Origin of the sequence: Paenibacillus sp. OK076 (genome assembly GCF_900110055.1) — a bacterium.
In the GTDB taxonomy this organism is placed as follows: domain Bacteria; phylum Bacillota; class Bacilli; order Paenibacillales; family Paenibacillaceae; genus Paenibacillus.
The window spans coordinates 37706-57788 of record NZ_FOCH01000003.1; the positions used below are offsets into that span (position 1 = coordinate 37706).

Below are 20083 nucleotides of genomic sequence, written 5' to 3' on the forward strand. Positions count from 1 at the left end.
TTTATTTTCCTCCAAAACCGTAGCCTTTTTTGACTAACATATACATAAACATCGGCGCACCAATCATCGCTGTAATGATCCCGATCGGCAATTCAACGCTGGAAATCAGTGATCGTGCAATAACATCCGTCCAGATCAGGAAGATGGCACCGAACAGAACGGATACAGGCATGACTTTACGATGATCCGATCCGACCAGCCCTCTCACGATATGTGGAATAATCAATCCGACAAAACCGATCATACCGCAGCTTGCTACCATTACACCGGTGACGAGAGCCGTTAACAGCATATACAATCTACGATATACACTGAGATTAATTCCGAGTGTAACCGCGGCTTCGTCACCCAGCAGCATCGTATTAAGGACCCGGGACTGCAACAGGAAGAACAAAATGGCTACGAGCACAACGATGCTAATCAGCGGAAGCTTGTTCCATCCGGATGAGGCGAGACTGCCCATAGTCCAGAATGTTACCGTCTTGATGCCTTCGGCATTGTTGGCAAAATAAATGATAAAGTTCGAAAAGGCACTGCACAGCGCATTAATGACCATCCCTGCAAGCACCAGCTTGACCGATGTCATTTTCCCCCGAATACCTGCAAGAGCCAGGACCAGCAAGGATGCACCCATCGCTCCGGCAAATGCCCAGAAGGCCACCCCGGTCTGACCAAGCCAGCCAATCGCGCCGAATCCGATCAGAATGGCAAACGTAGCCCCGAGCGAAGCTCCAGAGGAGATCCCCAGTATATAGGGATCTGCAAGTGGATTCTGCACTGCAGCCTGCATAACTGCACCACACAAAGCTAACCCTGCACCGATAAACATGGCCATCAATACACGCGGAAAGCGAATCTGCCAGATAATATCCGTAAAGGACCCCGCCTCAATCGGCGTAGAGCCGAATTGAAATCCGGTTAATTTGTACAACAGAATGCGATAAGACTCGGCGAGCGGAATGCTCACCTGCCCAATGGATACAGCAATCCCAACCGAAATAACCATGACGATGATTAAAGCGGCAATCAATACTGCAAAACCGGATTTGCTGTGAATCAGGGACTCCCTTTTTCCCATAAGCTGCTTCTGAATCTGAGCCGTCTGTGCCATCTCTTCCCCCATCAATTCCACTTGAATTTGAATAATAAAAATTTAGCTATTTACAAAGCATTTTCTCGGATTATAATTGAGAATGATTATCTTTGTCAATTTAAAATCATAAAGAAAAGGGGCTCGTCGCTAGATGAAATTCAAATACAGACCCACTTGGTTCGCTTCTTTAAGTCTCCTGTTGCTCTTGCTTGCAGCATGTTCCGATGCATCCTCTTCCACCACTACCACCCCCGCTGCGGAGGGAAGCCATTCATCCGAAACAACAACTCAAGTAGAAAATACAAGCAAAACATCCTATCCGCTCACGATTGAGAACTTCACCATCTCAGGGGAAGGTGGTGAGTGGAAACCAAAATCACAAACATTCGAGAAAGCCCCCGAACGTGTCGTGGCGAATACCCAATCTGCGGCAGAAATGCTGATCAAGCTTGGGCTGACCGATAAAATAGTTGGAGTCGCCGCATTGTATGGCACGGTTACTCCGGATGTCGCAGATGATTTTGCGAAAATTCCTGTCTTGTCCAAAGATTATGTGGGCAAAGAGCTCGTTGTAGGCGCAAGTCCAGATCTGGTACTGGGACGTGGCGACCTCTTCGCAGACGCAGACTGGGGTGTAGGTACCGTGGATGGCTTGAATGACATGAACATCCGCACCTTCCTGCAAACGACGAATCATCAAGGGACATTGGACAGCCTCTATAAGGATATTGCACAGTTGGGCCAAATCTTCGATGTACAGGACAACGCCGCAAAATTCACAGAAAGCCTGAATGCTCGGGTTGAAGCCATCAAGACAAGTGTGGCGGATCAATCTGAGCATAGTTTTGCCTATATCGTCCCTGCTACGGAAGACACGATTACTGTGAGCAGCATGCAAAATGATACGTATCAGTTGGATGCACTGAGCCTGTTGAAACTGAAAAATACGTTTGATGGCGTGCAAGGCGAAGTCAGTGTGGAACAGCTAATCACGGCAAACCCAGACTACCTGCTCTTATCCGCCTATGCCGGTTCCCCGGATATCGACAAGCTGATTCAGAATCTGTATGCCAACCCTGCACTGCAAAGCATGAATGCCATCAAAAACAAACAAATTTACGTGACGGATTTCAGTCAGTTCTGGGGTTATGGATATCAAATTCTGGACGGCATTGAGAAGATGGAACAGGAAATGAAAGCAAATCCGATCAAGTAATTGCAGGACATCTGCTTCCAAATTTGAATGAAAAAATCGGAAGAGCAGGAGAAAATGTTTCTCGCTGCTCTTTTTGTTCTCCGCTTATGTGTCAGTATTTGAGATCCGAGCTTGACATTAGTTTGATAACAAACTATATTACTCGTATGAAAACGACAGACGCTATATCACTCATATCCAAAATTAAAGAGAAGGTCAACCGCTTCATTTTATCCGAGATGGCTGGGCAGGGAATTCAGGATCTGGCTACGTCGCATGGGGATATTATCTACGCCCTGTACAACAACTCCAGAATGACCATGGCTGAAATTTCCAAAAAAATTGGCAAGGATAAATCCACAGTCACTGCACTTGTCGACAAATTGGTTCGCAACGGTTATGTCGTCAAAGAGCGCGATGCAACAGATTCACGGATTGTCCACGTGGCATTGACTGCAAAAGGAGAACAACTTAAACCGGCCTTTGAGGATATCTCGCAGCGCTTGCTGGACGCGTTTTATGCGGATGTTACTGAAGCGGAGAAAAAGGAACTGCTTCGAATTTTAATGAAAATTCACAGCAACTTCTAAATTTTTTTCGGATAAATAGTTTGATATAAAACTAATTTTGGAGGTTTGTCCTAATGATCGATTTTACTCAATTGCTACCTAAACATGAAGTCAAAACGATAGGAAAACATGATTTACACCTTGAAATATATGAAGGTCATACGGCTCCCCCCTCGGTAAATTCAGCAAAAAGGCCTCCCCTCTTGTTTGTTCATGGCGCATATACAGGCAGCTGGATGTGGAGCAAATATATCCCCCACTTCGTTGAACAAGGCTGGACCTGCTACGTCATGAACCTGAGAAGTCATTACAAAAGCCGGGTAATGGATATGACGAAAATTACGTTTGAGGACTATTTGGAGGATATCCGGGAAGTTCTGGCGGAGTGTGACGAGCCCCCTGTTCTCATCGGTTTCAGCATGGGCGGAATACTCAGTCAGAAGATTGCCGAGGCGACTGCTTTAGCTGGATTGGTCGTGATTGATTCCAGTCTGAGTCAGGAAGTTCATCAATTGATTCCCTATCCTGAGAGTGATCGAATGATACCTGACATTGTCATCCCTCCCCCGGCCCGCGAAGAGCACAGCAGTATTGACGAATCAGCAGAGGATATTGCATTTCAGCGTAAATATTTGCAGATGGAATCATCAAAGGCATTTCTCACGTTCTCGGCGGCATTTGGGTCAAGCGGAGGTGTATCCATCAACGGCGATTTCATTACATGTCCGAGTCTGGTCATCAAAGCCGTAGAATCCGATGATGAGGAGCGAAGAGGTCAATTGACTGCAGAACAGCTTGACGCTGAATATGCAGGGCTATGGGATACAACCCATACCGGATTGCTCGTCGGCCAGCGGTATATGGAAGCTGTGGAGATCATCCTGAAATGGTTAAATCGGGGAAAATAAAATTAAAGCGAGCAAAAAAACACCGCTACTCAATGCGTGATATATGGGAGCGTGAGATCCAAGTTCCCTTGGCACTCTCACGTTGGGTGGCTCTCTTCCCCGCCTGATTCCAGGCCGAATCGGTCAATAACAACTTCCTTCTCCCGATCTTCTAAGATGTCTAGATTGCGATCAATTTTTGCTTTTTTTCCAATCTTGAGTTACATCTCATCTCCAGTGGAAAGCAGTACTCGTTGATATGCTCAGCGACTAAAACAAAAAAAGCAACTCATCCGCAGACAAGTCGCTTTCTATACAGTCTATTGTTATCCGTACTACCTTGTAGCTTGAATCTCACTGCTTCGCCTTATAAAACTCGTGATACAGTTTCATCAGCGCCCTCTTTTCAATCCGTGAAACATAGGAGCGTGAGATGCCAAGTTCCTTGGCTATCTCGCGCTGGGTGCGCTCTTCCCCGCCTGCCTCCAAGCCGAATCGGCCAATAACAACTTCCTTCTCCCGATCATCCAAGATGTCGAGGTTGCGGTAGATCTTGCTTTTTTCAATCTTGAGCTGCACCTTATCTACAACATCGTCGGCTTCTGTTCCGAGAATATCGATTAATGTAATTTCATTGCCCTCTTTGTCCGTTCCGATTGGATCGTGTAAGGATACGTCTTTACGTGTTTTCTTCAGGGAGCGAAGATGCATAAGTATTTCGTTTTCGATACAACGGGCAGCAAACGTAGCGAGTTTGGTCCCTTTGCCTTGTTGAAAACTTTCGATCGCCTTAATTAAACCAATCGTTCCAATCGAAATCAGGTCTTCCTGATCTTCGCCAGTATTGTCAAATTTCTTGACGATATGCGCGACGAGGCGCAGATTGTGTTCGATAAGCAAATTACGCGAATGAGCATTGCCTTCGGCCATGAGGCGTAAATGTTTGGCTTCGTCATCCTCAGCGAGGGGCTGAGGGAAGGCGTTGTTTTTGACATACGAGACAAGTAACGTTAACTCTTTAATGAAAAGAGCAATTGCGGTAAACAATCCGGGCACAGATGACACCTCCTGCAGTTTTACAACGATCTGGCCTGAGCACATGTGGGAACAGGGTCGATTTATTGTATGTAGGCGTGTGCCCAGAAGTGCACGTACACTTGAAAAAGGAAATGTTTCCGCAGGATTTCATACACTCACTGAAACGATAGACCCCACCTTCTGAAGGATGAGGAATTCTTTCTCAACACTTTCGATAAAATACTTCTTCTCGCCAAATATCACGACATCATTCTCGGCTAATTGAACATCGCTTTTGAAATAAATAAAATTGTCCGTTTCTCTGAACGCACCCTTATAGTAGTACATGTCATCGACTCCCTCGTAGCTCCACCCCTTGATGCGAGGCAGTAATATCTAAAGAACCCAGTACATCTTATTTGGACACCTAGCCTTCCTTTTCAAACGTAAGGAACACCAAACCCGCACCCTCTGTGAAATTACCAGACTCTTAAAAATCTCAAAATGTTGCCTTCCATTTAAACAGAAAACAAAGGAAATTTCCACCTTTTATCTTCTACGTATGTCTGAAAGATATGTACCCTTACCTCTCAACACATAGATGAACAGGGACGATCTACTGAGTCGTAGGCAGAAGCCTAGAAGTTGTACGTATATTCGAAAAAAGAAGGCTCTATTCAACATGCGCTAAGCAACATTAGAACCCGCCATTCAAGACTGGGAGAAACAAGCCGACGGCTTAACGCACATACCAAAAACCTCAGCTCTGTACCATACAGAACTGAGGCTGCTGCTCATTACTACCTTTTATGAAGGCTTACTGATTACTTGAAAATACGTTGAGAGAACTGGTACAGTCCGCTGTTCCAGACAGACGGCTCATGCCCTCCTACATCCTGATACCAGGTATGCGGAATGTTCATGCTGCTCAAGCCGTTTTTAAAATTCTGGCTGACCCATAACAGACCGTCACTCGATCCACAAGATAACCACAGCAATTTAAGTTTACTTGCGACTTGTCCCGGATTCGTGACCAATTCCGACACCGACTTTGTATTCGGTGCTGCGGAGAAAGCGCCGACCCAGGCGAAGGTATCCAGATTCTTCAACCCGAAGTTGAGAGATTGTCCACCACCCATGGACAGACCCGCCAGCGCACGACTATTGCGGTCTTTATATACCGGATAATTCGCTTCAATATGAGGGATCAGATCCTTGAGCAAGTCTTGTTCAAATCGCTCAAATGCAGCCACCTTATCCGGCGCATAAATGTCACCGATCGGACGATCATCCTTCATAGCGCGGCCATTTGGGAAAACTACGATCATGTCTGACAGCTTACCTTCGGAATACAGGTTGTCCAGAATGTTCTTCGGTTTCATAGCGTTAACCCACTCATACTCATCCCCGCCAATGCCATGCAGGAGATACAGGACGTTATACTTTTTATTCGGAGAATATCCTGGCGGTGTATACACCATTGCTTTGCGTGCATTGCCAACCGTTGTGGAATAATAGGAGATCAGATTGGTATTTCCATGCGGAATATTGTTCCGATATGAATCATAGCCAGGTGGTGCAGGCACAACCGCACTTGGAGTCAGGGCATTTTGACTTTCAAAGCTTGAGGCATTCACAGATCCATGATTTCCAATTTCCTGGAGAGAGGTTGCGGTGACCCCTTCATTCGACTCAGTGGCAAAAGCCATCGTTGGCACAAGTAATGCAGCGGTTATTGAAAGACTCAAAATGGAAGACAAACGTTTTTTCATATGATTACTTCTCCTTTACCCATTTTATTGTGGAGCATGCAAGCATAGTTCGAAGCGGGTCTTACATAGAACATACGAATTGAAAGCACTTACAACAAAACGTGAAGTTCACCCCCTTTCAGCATATATTGCCTGAATCCTTACGATTTCTCGGGCAAAAAAAGAAAAGGAATTTCGCATTTATTTACAATTGATTCCATTATAACGTATAAAATAACTCATAATACTTAAATATCCATTGTTTTTTCTTTAAAAAGTATATCTCTTTATCTGTTACTCTGAACATTTGAATATGTAAACAGGGCTATGTGCGACTTAATGAGATTGGAATCGATTAAAAAAAGTAGAGTACAAAAAAGCCTCAGCTTCCCTGTTTTAAACAGGAGGGCTGAGGCTTTCTTGACGATCTTTTTAGTGTAACGATACTGGCTTAACCACTTCAGGATTTTCGGCCAAGGTCTGTTTACGTTCCATCACCTGACTGATACACAGTCCAAGCAACCCAAGTGCTGCAATAACTGCTGCATACAACGGTACCGAGATGAGCCCCGTATGCGTGATTGCAAACCCGCCCAAATAGGCACCACCTGCGTTGCCCAGATTAAAGGCCGAGTGACTCGACGTTGTCGCCAGCAACGGTGCTTCGCGGGTCATATTCATAATTCGAATTTGCAGGCCTGGCATAATACCAAAAGCCGCAACGCCCCAACAGAAGATGGTGATTACCGCGAGATACGAATTGTCCAGCGTCAACGTTAAGGCCGCCAACAGAACTGCCAATATACCGAAGTTAACCATTAACGAAGGCATCAGCTTCCAGTCTGCCAGACGACCACCAAGCATATTCCCCAACGTAACGCCGACACCGAACAGCACCAGAATCCAGGTCACGCTCTGCTCGGCAAAACCACTAATATCAACAAGCATTGGTGTTATATAGGTGAACACAGCGAACAGACTTCCACAACCTAACGCACCAATCAGCAATATTAATAACACTTGGGGGCGAACCAAATTCCGGAATTGCTGTCCCAGGTTTGCTGGCGGTCCCTGCTGAATCACCGGGATGAAACGAATGATACCAAGCAATGAGATGATGCCCAGAATGGTAATGGCTCCAAATGATGACCGCCATCCGAGTTGCTGCCCGATGAAGGTACCAAACGGCACACCGATAATGTTGGCAATCGTTAATCCAGCCAGGACTACGGATACCGCCCCCGCCCTTCTCTCCGGTGCAACCAATCGTGTTGCCATCAGCGAACCTACACCCAGAAACGTACCGTGGGCAAACGCCGTTAGAATACGTGCCGAGATGAGCAGCCCGTAAGTTGGTGCAATAACAGACAATGCATTACCAATGATAAAAATACACATCAGCAGTACCAGCAGTTTTTTCTGCGGAATCTTGTGCGTGAACACGGTTAGTACAGGCGCACCCACCGCCACACCAAGCGCGTAACCCGTAATTAACTGCCCTGCTTGAGGGATACTCACATTCAAATCCGCAGCCACATTGGGCAGAAGGCCCATAATAATAAACTCTGTCATGCCAATGGCAAAAGCCCCTACCGTCAGGCATAACAGGGATAAGGGAAACGCCCCTCGTTTAGCGGATGTCGGAACTTCGGATTCCGCTTTAGTTGATTCTGTCTTACGCATATGATGTTTTATTCTCCTGTCTCTTCTATCTAGCTTCCGCCTTTAACCACAATGCCTCCGACAATTCAACCAGCGTATCCTGCATGGCCAGCTTCTCTCGCCAGTGTGCCGGAATGCCACTCAATCCATAATACGCCCCGGCAATTTGCCCATATACCGCTCCCGTTGTGTCCGCATCATCCCCCAGATTCACTGCCAGCAGCGCACCCTCTTCGAAGGTCGATGATTGATGGAATGCCCATAACGCTGCTTCAAGTGAACGAACAACATAGCCGCTCCCCTGAATATCAGGCGGTACTTTATCTCGGTATGATCCTTGAACAATTTCTTCAATCGCTGGTGAAAAAGATTTCTCTTCCCTCCACTGGCGGCAGGTATCAGGCCGTAACATCACGTCCTTGTCCGCTCCGCGCATCCCTGCAACCAATATTGCCGCCAGCACTTCACATGCTTCCACACTTTCAACAGCGGCATGGGTCGTTCTGGAACTCAACCCAGCATACCGCACTGCTTGATCCGGCTGGTTGGCATATGCCATGGCTACAGGTGCGAGCCGCATGATTGAACCATTCCCCGCAGTCATCGGATTGGTTGAACCACTATACGCTTCACCGGTTGCTGCAAACCGTTCAAGAGCACTCCGAGTAGCGCCGCCAATATCAAAGCAGGTTCCCGTACTGCTCATGTAACCCACCTGATACCAATTCGTATATCTGCGCATCTGGTCCCCGGGATCAAAGTTCTCTTTTCTCACCAAGCTTTCTGCCAGACACAGGGCCATCGACGTATCATCCGTCCACTGTCCAGGCGCCAGATTGAACACCCCGCCGCCCACAATATCGGTAACAGGCTCAAATGTGCCAGGACTGCTGAATTCCACTGTGGTTCCCAATGCATCTCCCGCGGCAAGCCCAATGAAACAACCTTGGAAACGATCCTTATGCAGCATCGTCCATCCCTCCTCCGCGATTTAATTCTCAAATAACTTCTTCCATTCTCCCACATGGCTTGATATGCCGTAAAGAATTTTATTAACAATAGGTCAACGGGTTGAATTCAGCAAACTGAACAGACATACGGCCAAAAAGCCGGGAGGAACCTATGCTTATCGCATCGTTCCTTCCGGCTCTTTTCAAATGATTTTATTCAAATGTTTTAATGAAATTTTTCTGATCCTTTGTAAATACATATCCACGTCGTTCATAAAAGTGGTGAGCATGGGTACGACTCGGATGAGACAGCAGCTTAATTCCGGAGTAGCCATTATTCTTTCCCCATTGCTCCAGAGACTCTATCAACAGGCTGCCTGTGCCCTGATTTCTAGCCTTTTCCTTCACAACAAATCCTAAAATGTTGAGTAGAGAGTCGGCAAAAAGCAACTCATATCGACTTCCATGAATATAACCAATGACTTCGTTATCCTGCTCACATACCAAAATCATATCATTCGTTTTCGTTAGAATGACCTCAATCTTTGCCTTAACCTGCTGCTCGGAAAATCCACGCAGACTCGGGTTAAATTCCTGATTCAGCAGATAAATATCATGAGCATCCGACACCCTGATATGTCTTATCTTTTTTCCTGGCATTTGATAAACCTCTCAATTCGCTACAGGATCATGTTACAACTGAACTAAATGGTAACTCATTTATTTTTGCATCCCTTATCAAAGCACGCTTACTCGTTCATGATGGAATTGATGGAGGCATAAACCATAGGCAGGAAGCCCTCTGAAGGTTCGCCAACCGGTACATGGATATGGAAAGCGAATCCATTGCCATCCAGCTCTTTTACGATGAAATACTCCGTTTTCTTATTGTTTTGAGACATCATGAACAATTTTGCCTCTTTCATCGGTCCATTGCTAAGCTTTTCCTCGCTCAATTGTTTGACAATTCCAGTTTCTGACAGTTCTTTCTTCGCATCTGACTTCAGTTCATTCAGGTTATAATCCGAAGGCAGTTTTTCAATCTCGACCTCGTAATCCGGATCAATCTTCATGGTCAATTCTTGATCATCCGCATCGTAAACCATCGGTTCAAACACATATAATGAGTATCCTTTGCCTTGAGCCAGTGTAACTGCGCGCTTTTCGGTCATGCCTTCCACGGTCACTTCCAGCTCGGATGTTTTGGCACGATTAGATGTAACATTACCGCCTGCATTGTTACCGTTACCGTCATTGGACTCGACCTTGGCGATTTCCGTAAGCACCAGCTGTTTGGTCGTTGTGTCGCCTTCAATGGCTTTCTCTACATATTTGAATTGAACGGAATCTTCGTCGTCAATGTCATCCAAAGATTTCTGCAGATTTTCACCCACCTGGAAAGACATCGGTTCCTCTTTCACACGAATTTCAACCGTGTGCGGATCTGCCCATCCGGTCAAAATGCCTTCCGCTTCAATCACAGCACTTTCCTCAGGCTGCTTCCCTGGTGCCGGTGTCTGTTTTTCTGTATTATTCGCGGGTGGTTGAGCAGTAGGGCTACTATTGCCGCAGGCCACAAGCGAGAATCCCATAACCAAAACAAGTAATGATGCACTAATATTCATCGTATTCCGCATATGAACACCTCCGTTAGCTTATACGCAATGATGCTTGTCCATGTTGCCTGACTTGTTAACTTGACAGCTTAGTATTACTTACACGGCTGACCCGTCGCTCAATCATAGAAAGTGTTCAATGCTTCTTTGACACCATGAATACTCAGCTGGCTTGCTCCATTTGCACAAGCTTCGCGTTGGCTCCGTTAAAAGCTTTTGTCTGCTTGTTAAACTGCTGTCTTAACTCGGCAACTTTGGCATATTGGCTGTTCCGTTCCCGAATCGCACGTTTGATTTTAACCAAATTGGGCTCCACACTGCCTCTCATCAATGCATATAACTGCTCGTCCGCATCAAGGCTCTGCCTGTAGGAGGCAACAAACGCTTCAAATGACGCAGCTCTTTGCTCATACTGATCCAATACCGTGTGGGCTTGAGCCAGGTTCTCTTCCTTTTCAAAAGATAACTGATCCAACGAAGTTCGCAGCTCTTCCATCTGTTCTTTAGTCCGGCTCATCACCGCTTCAGCTTGTTCCAGCAGTGTTCTTCGCTCGGCAATATGTCCGTCTGCCTGATCGAGCAAGGCCTCCAGATTACTGTTTTTGTTCTTTCCTTTACTCAGTATCGATCCGTATAATTCCATGTCTTCCCGTTCATGGCGTACAAGCTCCTTCAGGCTTTGATTCATCTCCTGATCGGTAAGAATTAATTGATTGACTTGATTTGCCGCAGGTTCCTGTGGCTGACCGCAAGCACTGACAAGCAGAGCCAGCAATATGCTGACCCCGGCCAGAGCTATCTTTTTTCTTCTAAGCACCTCGGGGTGCCTCCTCTCTTGCAACTGCTATGTTGTTATTCTTACAGGCGGGTGTCTGCGCTAAAATTGGATACCCAATGTGCATTGGGATCGTAGACCTCAAACTCATAACCCCGATCTTCAAGCAGTTTCAAAATGCGTGGCAGCGCCTGTACCGTTTGCTCGCGCTCATGCATCAGAATCACTTCCTTATCCCGATGCACACTTCTGCTAATCCGTTCTACGATTTTGTCCGGCTGACCTGGAAGATTCCAGTCGAGGGAATCGGTAGTCCAATCCCACATTTTGAACCCGGCCGCGGCAATATCCCCCCTGAATTCTTCTCCGATCTGGGGACTGCTGCCGTACGGAGCACGAATCAGATGCGGTGTAAAACCGATCAGATCCTGGACCATCTTCTGCTCCTTTTTGAACTCCTTCACAAAGTTAGAGGAGCTTCCGCTCTTATACAATTTGTTATAGTTATGTGTCATGCTGTGAAGCCCCGGATAGCTGCCCTCTTTGACAAGCCGCTCCACCGCTTCCTTGTGTTGATTCAACTGACGTCCAATCATGAAAAAGGTTGCCTTTGCCTCATGCTGTTTCAAAATATCCAGCAGTTGATCGGTATATACACTTGGTCCATCATCAAACGTTATGTATGCCAGCTTGCGCACCTGACCCTGGAACCGTGCAGGCTCCTCTTTGGACTCCGGTGTCATTTCAATCATGCCAAGCTTGGTTGGCTGTTCAATTGCAGCGACTGGCGGAGGTGCTACATAACCCTTGATCCAGTGCGTCATGCCAATGAATGCATATGTTAAACCGATAATGAGCAGTGCCAGAAGCACCAGCGCAGCACTCAGTCTCCCATACCGGATTTTTCTTCTTCCATGCGTCTTGGTTCGGCTTGTTCTATGCGGAATGCCGCCACTCTCTCCCGCTCTCTGTTGTTGAACTCTCACTTCCAGGCCACTTCCTTACTTTCATTTTTTCCCGATTATTGGTACATTATATCGTTTCATGTCTCTATATAGAAGACTAATAGAAAAATGGCCTTGGAGAATGACAGAATAGTTACAAGCCCGGTTACAATCTACTTATCTATTTTCTTGCAACGCTTTTCCTGCGGATGCATTCTCCTGTATAATAAATTGATTTACGCCATTTGACTTCAAGAAGGAGCTACACCCATGACTAGCTTGAACCGTGCCGGCAGATCGGTCTTTCTGCTATTCTTTGTCGGCATTATTGCCATTTCGTTTTCTTCCATCTTTGTACGTTGGTCCACAGCCGATGTCGCCGTCATCGCGATGTACCGACTGTTCTTCACCAATCTGTTAATGCTGCCTTTTGTGTGGAAATATCGGCATGAGATGATGCGTTTAAACTTCAGACAGTGGGCTTTACTGCTCGCATCCGGCGTCATGCTGGCACTGCACTTCCTGCTCTGGATGGGATCGCTTCGGCTCACGAGTGTAGCCAGTTCAACGGTGATTCTCGCGTTGGAGCCGATATTGATTCTTGCCGGTTCCGTCTGGCTGTTCAAAGCCAAAATTAACCGCATGATGATCATCGGTATGGGCGTTGCCCTGCTTGGATCGATCGCTATTGGAGCTGGAGATTTCCAGTTGGCAGGCACAGCGCTGCGGGGGGATATTCTTTCTTTGCTCGGGACGATCGCTGTGGCGGTACACATGCTGCTTGGACAGTTTTTACGTACCGGACTAAGTGCCTTCTCCTATAACTTCTGGGTATTTTTCGTAGCTGCCTGTACGCTTGCGGTATATAATCTGGTTAATGGTCTCCCGTTTGGCGGTTATGCGGCTTCCGAGTGGGGAATTTTCCTGTTGCTCGCAATCGTGCCAACCATCTTTGGGCATTATCTCTTCAACTGGCTGCTTCAATATATGAATGCTACGACCGTATCGATGGGGGTTCTGGGGGAGCCTGTATTTTCCTCTCTATTGGCCTGGATGCTACTCGGGGAATCTCTCAACGGGCTTCAGATGTCTGCCGGGGTTGTCATTATTTTCGGGGTATGGATCTTCATTCGGTATGGCAAAACCAAACCACAGCCCATTCCCTCAGATGCTCCTGCAGCTGGAAAAGGGCCAATCGAACCTACAGTGGTGTAACTTGTGTTTGTATTCGAATATTTGTGAAAAAACAACCGGAACCTGTGCACCTGCATTACGCAGATTCCGGTTGAATCCATCCCACTACATATAAGGCGGTGTGTTTTCATGAAAAATATTATATCCATGCGCTGGCTGCTCGCCAGAATGTATGAACCGGATATGGTCATTGCCGATTGCCGATTCTTACTCGGTCAACCGGATGCCGGACGACAAGCTTACGAGGCTGGACATATTCCAGGTGCTGTCTATCTCGATCTCGAAAAAGATCTATCCGCTCCCGTATCTGCGCACGGAGGACGTCATCCGCTTCCAGATCCGGCTGCACTGGCAAGTCGCCTCTCCAAAGCCGGCATCGGCTCAAATGCACGTATTATTGCCTACGATGACCAAGGCGGCATGAACGCATCGAGATTGTGGTGGTTACTTCGTTATCTGGGACATGAACAGGTGTATGTCATGGACGAAGGGTTCTCTGCTTGGCAGAATGCCAAGTTTCCAGTGACTACGGATGTGCCGGTTCAGATTCCGGCTTCGTTTGAGGTGAACATCCAGCCGCTGATGCTGGCTAGTGTGCAGGATGTGCAGCAAGCCTCTGCCAATGGCAGTGCCGTGCTCATCGACTCCCGCGATGCCCGCCGTTATGCGGGGCTGGAGGAACCGATCGATGCCAAGGCCGGACATATTCCTGGTGCGGTGAATTATTTTTGGAAAGATGTGTTGGATTGGGATGGACGTTGGACAGGTACTGAGGTGTTAGAAGAGCGTTTCAGTAAGCTGGACAAGGATGGTGCGATTATCGTGTACTGCGGTTCCGGCGTATCCGCCTGCCCGAACGTGATTGCACTGGAGGAAGCGGGATATACGAATGTGAAGTTGTATTCCGGAAGCTGGAGCGACTGGATTAGTTATGAGGGGAATCCGGTGGCTACGGGGGAAGAGAACTAATCGTTATCCAGAATCACTGAGCTATTTGGATCGTTGAGCCTTGTTCGTCTTGCTAAGGAATGGCGATTTAGTACCTCAATATCGCCTCAGATGTTCTTACTGCACTCTCAGCTGCTCGGAATGCTGTTTCATACTCAGCGAAATGTACCAAGATTCCGCGAGCAGACTAAATTGGGGGCGGCTTTTCCAGCTCATTTTCATAACGGGCTGGAGAAGCCAAATATACGAAATTAAAGCTGTAATTCAATAGCTAGTGTTTGATTCCTCGTAACAACTCCTCTTTTTAATGTTTATCAAGAGGAAAATTAAACTTAACTAAATCAAAAGTTATACAATGTGCAAAATTAAGACGTGAAGCTTCAAAGAGCTGGCTCATTTTAAATGCAGGCATATATAATCTTTAATGAGAACCACAACAATGAGTTGCGCATAAAAAAGTAATGTATTCATTTTAAGATATCAAAAGTTTATTATTTTATACATGATTTGATAAGAAGAGGAATCAAATTCAATTCTCCTATTTTTATCTTTTCAATATTGTTTTTCATTTTAAAATATTTTTGTCATTTGGACTAACCTTATTCTTTAATTGCAAGTTTCTTGTTTTCAATGCTAATATGTTCGTAACTTATATGGAAATCGTTGAACTGATTCGCAAATCAATGTGTCTATTCAAAAAGTATACCTGCAGTTTCAATTCAATTTCACAGTATTTGAAGCTGATTATTTCTCATTTCTAATGATAACTCTTAATACTTCGCAGCTTTGGAGAAATCAATTTAAATTCAGAATTGCTTTATTCGATAGGTTGGCTATGTTGAGACGTCTCTGAAGAAATTAATGAGCTTTCAATGAGATTTTTAATTTTTTTTCGCTGTTCTTCAATTACTATGACCTCTTTTGAAAGTTCATTGAAAAAAGAATAATGACTTTTGACTCCCACCATTATTAAGTATGAAGCTCCTTCAGATCGGCTGTTTACATGTCCACTTGTAATTAAATCATCAATAATATTCATAACATCATCTGTAATACGAACGGAAACGACATTTTTTCTAATTTCTTTATTTAGATCATTTTTTTGAGCTAATAAACGCTGAGCTGCCTCTTCGGTAAGTAATTTTTTTGTATTAGACCTTCAAGAAGAGTTTCATCAATCGGAACTCCCATTTGCATTTTACGTTCAAGCTTTTCTTCCGTGGCTTTTTGAATATCCATTTTTTCACTCCCTCATATGCATGTTACATCATTACACGTAATTTATAAACTGATAGTTTTTGATGGATACATTTTTCTAACACTTTGGAAAATATTTTAATTTAAAACACTTCAACATCTCATCATTATTAAGCACCATATCCTTACACACGAACAATTAAACACGAATTATTCTCAATCGGGTCAGATGCTTCTCATCTCATTTCGTGGCTTAAAACTGTTTTCATGAAGCTTGCACAGATCAAAATGAACTGGGACCTGCCAGCAGCAGACTCCGACTATATGACTTGAACTCAATACATATAAAGGTGATGTATTGTTATGAAAATATCCATGTGCTGGCTGCTCGCCAGAATGTACGAGCCGGACGTTGTCATCGCAGACTGTCGCTTCCTGCTTGGTCAGTCTGATGCCGGGCGTGAAGCATACGAAGCCGGACATATCCCAGGTGCAATCTACCTTGATCTCGAAAAAGACCTTTCAGCTCCCGTCACCAATCATGGAGGACGCCACCCACTCCCTGATCCGGCTGCGCTCGCAAGCCGTCTCGCCAAAGCGGGCATCGGCTCGGGCAGCCTTGATCATCGCCTATGATGATCAAGGCGGCATGAACGCCTCACGTCTATGGTGGTTACTTCGTTATCTGGGACATGAACAGATGTATGTCATGGACGAAGGGTTCTCTGCTTGGCAGAATGCCAAGTTTCCAGTGACGACGGATGTGCCGGTTCAGATTCCAGCTTCGTTTGAGGTGAACATCCAGCTGCTGATGCTGGCTAGTGTGCAGGATGTGCAGCAAGCCTCTGCCAATGGCAGTGCCGTGCTCATCGACTCCCGCGATGCCCGCCGTTATGCGGGGCTGGAGGAACCGATCGATGCCAAAGCCGGACATATTCCTGGTGCAATGAACTACTTTTGAAAGATGTGCTTGGTGCAGATGGTCGCTGGTCTGGTGTTGAGGCATTGGAGGAGCGGTTCGCGAAGCTCGATAAGGATGGGGAAATTATCGTGTACTGCGGATCAGGCGTGTCTGCTTGCCCGAATGTGATTGCACTGGAGGAAGCGGGATATACGAATGTGAAGCTGTATTCCGGAAGCTGGAGCGACTGGATTAGTTATGAGGGGAATCCGGTGGCTATAGGTAATGCGGAAATGCACAAAGACATATAGAAGTGTATCGAGGTTGAGTACATCGCCGGGGCAGATAAGCCACCTGGCGATGTATTTTTCTATGTTCGGAGACAACATCGAGTCAACAACACAACCCTGCAAGAATTTACAAGCATACACAAGTAGACATCAAGTGGCAGCTTTTTTTGATTCATGATAATAAAAAAAGTGATGGACATCTGTCCACCACGGATGAATCATGAAATCTATTATTGCTTTTTACTTAAAGATACATTTGCTGTTAACATCTTGTCGATCGTCGTCCAGTTTACATATGCACCTAGTATTTCATTAATAACAGAAACCGGAACGACAGTTTCGCCATTTAAAAGCTTTGGTACGTTACTATTAAACACCAGTTTATCGTTAATTGAATACACATCTGAACCAATTTGAGCACTTATAGTTTTCGTGCCTAATTTGATTTGCGTTGTACGCGTCTTATTATCCCACACCACCGTACCGCCCAATAGCTCCGAAATGGTTCGAATCGGTACGTAAAACTCATTGTTATGAACAACCGGTTTGATTGACGTACCACCTACATTCATGGCAACGTCGACATACTCAAGGAAATCGGTCTTTCGAATGAGCCCATGAACCCCTTTCGTTCGGTCTACGACCTGAGATACTTCATAATCCGTTGCGGCCGATAGGTACGCATAAGCTACACTTCTATCCATATCGAGCTTATCGGATAAGAATTGAATCGATTCACGTACTGATTCTTTCATCGCTTCATCCAAATCCGGGTCCAGTCCAATTGGAATCCAATAATCCTCTGTTTCAGCAAAGGGTTGCGTGAATTCTCCGCTGTGTGGCAGTGATGGATCACCTTTCTTCAACACCGTTAACCGAACTGTTCCCCTCAAGGAAGCTTCCAATGCAGTTAACGCTACTTCTCCATCCCCTTGAGCAAAGTGCGGATCTCCAGTATAGAATAGCCCGCCTTTAACTTGAATCGGATAATAAATAGTTGCACCAACACCCAACTCATTAATATCCATATTCCCTCCTGTTTCAATAGGTGGGATAGAACTCACAACTTCGCTGGTATTTGGTGCAACCCCCATAACACCTAGAAACGGGTTAATTGGGAAACGTACCTTCTTGCCAGCTTTTGTTGGTAACAAACCATACCAATTACCGTTGATTTCTTCAATAGGTGTAAATATAGATACATTATTATATAATTCCGGTTTTGTTGCGCTGGCTCCCTCTTGCGGGCCTGTATTTTCCGGAAATTCGTTAGGAAGGGCACCTTTACCATGGCGATTAGAAATGACACCATATGGAACTCGAGTTTGTAACGAAAGGACTTCCACTTTAAGAACATCTCCTGGCTCCGCTCCCTCAACTGCTACTGGCCCAGTGATAATATGAGGTCCGTCTTTTACATAATCATGCTTCATCTCAGAAGCCGCAATGGCCTTCGCATCCTCCAACACTCCATCGGATGAGATACCGAACTTGCCGAAGTACTCCACTGGATTTCTCCCTTGATCCTCGATCAGTCCCTCATGCGATACCGTATCAAATGTTACCGCACTTCCTGAGGGTACAGTAAGAATTGGGGAGCTATCTCGATTAGGCAGGAATCCCCAGCGAATGTTCTCAATCGCAGACGTTACATAATAATCACCTTCTACCTTATCAAGGGTTGTTGGTTGCAGCGGCATACTAAAGCCCACTGAAGGTAGAGCAAATGTAAACATACCGATAATCCCTAGTGAAACCCCAAATTTTCTAATGGTTCGGTTAATAAACATAACGTTCCCCCTCTATACTATGTAATATTACCTGACATAGATACACACTAACATATAAATACATTTAAAACAATATTTTTTGTAAACAAAAATAACACAATAAAGCTTTATTTCAATAATAAGCTTATAAATACATATGAAATGTTAATATACCTATCATATATCAGTTATATAATACTTAGATACATTTTAGTAAACGCGAGGATCCTCCTTCAGAGACTTGAATAAACGAAATTAAGTTGCAGAAAAATGATGTATTTCTTTCATGTATCTGATCCCGCCGCAGGAATACTACTGCACTCCGGTTAAGGCTTAAACACTTGTCCGCACGTGATTACGCTGGAAGAAGCGGGATATATGAATGTGAAGTTGTATTCGGAAGTTGGAGCCGACTGGAGTAGTTATGAGGAAAATCCGGTGGCTACGGGAAAGGGTAAGTTCGGAGCACAAGTCTACAATTTCTTCTACAATATCTCAAAGACAATACACCGCCATGCAAGCTGATGCTTGGGGGCAGTGTATTTGCAGTGCCTGAGCGTCACCCGGGAATACGGGAGAGATATAGGCATCGTTGCACGGGAAGACAGATCCAACCCGATCCTTTCCCCTCAATGAAACAAGACCTGCAACAGAAAATAAGGGGATGCATTTAGGAGTCCATGAATCAGGATAATCACCCATACTCTACGATAGCGGGCCCATAGATAACCAAGAAACAGACCCGTAACCCCATGATTTGCAATCACTGTTGCCACATCAACATCCCACTGACCATTTCCTTGAATGGCGACATGCCAAATGGACCATAATATTGAAACTAGTAGTATGGCAGGCCATCTTCCAAGCAATGCCTCCAACCGGGTTTGCAGCCACACCCGATAAAAAATTTCCTCCAATACGCTATTGATCATAAAACCTATCAACACCAAGAGAAGTAATTCTGTCATATTGGTTGCTTCGATTGCTCCTTCTGGGTGTGCAATTGGGGAATAGAACTTTAGATAACACCAGACCACAATAACGATCAGTGGTGTAATGACGTGTCCGCGAGAGCGAGGATTTTTCGAGATCATGTCTTGTTGCCCGCCAGTCATTTTGCGATAAACCAGCAATAAAATCAACGGGATGAACAATAGTGTCGTCAACTTGAACGTCAAATAATATAGCTCGAAATGTAACCCATGCTGGTCCAACATTATAAGAGGAGCCGTAAATAAAACGCCTGACAGCAATAATACAATCGATTGAACGACCAAGTGCTTTTTCTCCATTTGTTGGTAAGACGAGGGATCTTGACTTTGACT

18 protein-coding genes and 1 pseudogene are annotated in these 20083 nt (G+C 45.4%); 6 read left to right on the plus strand and 13 right to left on the minus strand.

The window, feature by feature from the left end; all coding sequences use genetic code 11:
- Window position 1 precedes the first annotated feature (1 nt).
- Window positions 2-1078, minus strand: a complete 1077-nt coding sequence (locus tag BMY78_RS22725) for a FecCD family ABC transporter permease (protein ID WP_177031237.1) — start codon at window positions 1076-1078, stop codon at window positions 2-4.
- A 166-nt stretch (window positions 1079-1244) separates the two neighbouring features.
- On the opposite strand from BMY78_RS22725, the gene BMY78_RS22730 reads away from it, so the two are divergent.
- From BMY78_RS22730 to BMY78_RS22740, 3 genes are all read left to right on the plus strand, one after another.
- The gene (locus BMY78_RS22730; protein WP_090903675.1) at window positions 1245-2309 is read left to right on the plus strand and encodes an ABC transporter substrate-binding protein; all 1065 of its coding nucleotides are present in this window, start codon (window positions 1245-1247) and stop codon (window positions 2307-2309) included.
- Window positions 2310-2431: 122 nt separating this feature from the next.
- Window positions 2432-2878, plus strand: coding sequence for a MarR family winged helix-turn-helix transcriptional regulator (locus BMY78_RS22735; RefSeq protein ID WP_256222311.1), 447 nt, complete (start codon window positions 2432-2434; stop codon window positions 2876-2878).
- 53 nt (window positions 2879-2931) lie between these two features.
- The gene (locus BMY78_RS22740; protein WP_090903676.1) at window positions 2932-3765 is read left to right on the plus strand and encodes an alpha/beta hydrolase; all 834 of its coding nucleotides are present in this window, start codon (window positions 2932-2934) and stop codon (window positions 3763-3765) included.
- A gap of 333 nt (window positions 3766-4098) precedes the next feature.
- Here the strand turns inward: BMY78_RS22740 and sigK are convergent, their stop codons facing one another.
- The 9 genes from sigK to BMY78_RS22790 form a co-directional block, all read right to left on the minus strand.
- On the minus strand, window positions 4099-4800 hold the full coding sequence (sigK, locus tag BMY78_RS22750; RefSeq protein WP_064636235.1) for an RNA polymerase sporulation sigma factor SigK: 702 nt from the start codon (window positions 4798-4800) through the stop codon (window positions 4099-4101).
- Window positions 4801-4929: 129 nt separating this feature from the next.
- Window positions 4930-5109, minus strand: coding sequence for a hypothetical protein (locus BMY78_RS22755; protein WP_090903677.1), 180 nt, complete (start codon window positions 5107-5109; stop codon window positions 4930-4932).
- A gap of 476 nt (window positions 5110-5585) precedes the next feature.
- Window positions 5586-6533, minus strand: a complete 948-nt coding sequence (locus BMY78_RS22760; RefSeq protein WP_090903678.1) for an alpha/beta hydrolase — start codon at window positions 6531-6533, stop codon at window positions 5586-5588.
- Between the two features lie 411 nt (window positions 6534-6944).
- Window positions 6945-8195, minus strand: a complete 1251-nt coding sequence (locus tag BMY78_RS22765) for an MFS transporter (RefSeq protein WP_090903679.1) — start codon at window positions 8193-8195, stop codon at window positions 6945-6947.
- Between the two features lie 25 nt (window positions 8196-8220).
- Complete coding sequence (locus tag BMY78_RS22770) at window positions 8221-9144, minus strand: ADP-ribosylglycohydrolase family protein (RefSeq protein ID WP_090903680.1); 924 nt, start codon at window positions 9142-9144, stop codon at window positions 8221-8223.
- A 193-nt stretch (window positions 9145-9337) separates the two neighbouring features.
- Complete coding sequence (locus BMY78_RS22775) at window positions 9338-9784, minus strand: GNAT family N-acetyltransferase (protein WP_090903681.1); 447 nt, start codon at window positions 9782-9784, stop codon at window positions 9338-9340.
- 89 nt (window positions 9785-9873) lie between these two features.
- The gene (locus tag BMY78_RS22780) at window positions 9874-10761 is read right to left on the minus strand and encodes a hypothetical protein (RefSeq protein ID WP_090903682.1); all 888 of its coding nucleotides are present in this window, start codon (window positions 10759-10761) and stop codon (window positions 9874-9876) included.
- A 142-nt stretch (window positions 10762-10903) separates the two neighbouring features.
- Window positions 10904-11557: a YkyA family protein gene (locus BMY78_RS22785; protein WP_177185844.1), complete on the minus strand. Its 654-nt coding sequence runs from the start codon at window positions 11555-11557 to the stop codon at window positions 10904-10906.
- Window positions 11558-11598: 41 nt separating this feature from the next.
- A complete protein-coding gene (locus BMY78_RS22790; RefSeq protein WP_244192768.1) occupies window positions 11599-12501 on the minus strand; it encodes a polysaccharide deacetylase family protein in 903 nt (300 codons plus the stop codon).
- A 228-nt stretch (window positions 12502-12729) separates the two neighbouring features.
- Here BMY78_RS22790 and BMY78_RS22795 point away from each other — a divergent pair, with 228 nt between their 5' ends.
- Window positions 12730-13674 (plus strand): DMT family transporter, encoded by a 945-nt coding sequence (locus BMY78_RS22795; protein WP_090903684.1) that lies wholly within the window; start codon window positions 12730-12732, stop codon window positions 13672-13674.
- A gap of 108 nt (window positions 13675-13782) precedes the next feature.
- On the plus strand, window positions 13783-14622 hold the full coding sequence (locus BMY78_RS22800) for a sulfurtransferase (RefSeq protein WP_090903685.1): 840 nt from the start codon (window positions 13783-13785) through the stop codon (window positions 14620-14622).
- Between the two features lie 1086 nt (window positions 14623-15708).
- Here BMY78_RS22800 and BMY78_RS33500 read toward each other — a convergent pair.
- The gene (locus tag BMY78_RS33500) at window positions 15709-15840 is read right to left on the minus strand and encodes a hypothetical protein (protein ID WP_256222314.1); all 132 of its coding nucleotides are present in this window, start codon (window positions 15838-15840) and stop codon (window positions 15709-15711) included.
- Window positions 15841-16161: 321 nt separating this feature from the next.
- On the opposite strand from BMY78_RS33500, the pseudogene BMY78_RS22805 reads away from it, so the two are divergent.
- Window positions 16162-17010, plus strand: a pseudogene (locus BMY78_RS22805) (sulfurtransferase).
- Between the two features lie 209 nt (window positions 17011-17219).
- Here BMY78_RS22805 and BMY78_RS22810 read toward each other — a convergent pair.
- Both BMY78_RS22810 and BMY78_RS22815 read right to left on the minus strand, forming a co-directional pair.
- Complete coding sequence (locus tag BMY78_RS22810) at window positions 17220-18779, minus strand: acetamidase/formamidase family protein (protein WP_090903686.1); 1560 nt, start codon at window positions 18777-18779, stop codon at window positions 17220-17222.
- Between the two features lie 608 nt (window positions 18780-19387).
- Window positions 19388-20035, minus strand: coding sequence for a CPBP family intramembrane glutamic endopeptidase (locus BMY78_RS22815; RefSeq protein ID WP_256222315.1), 648 nt, complete (start codon window positions 20033-20035; stop codon window positions 19388-19390).
- Between the last annotated feature and the right edge of the window lie 48 nt (window positions 20036-20083).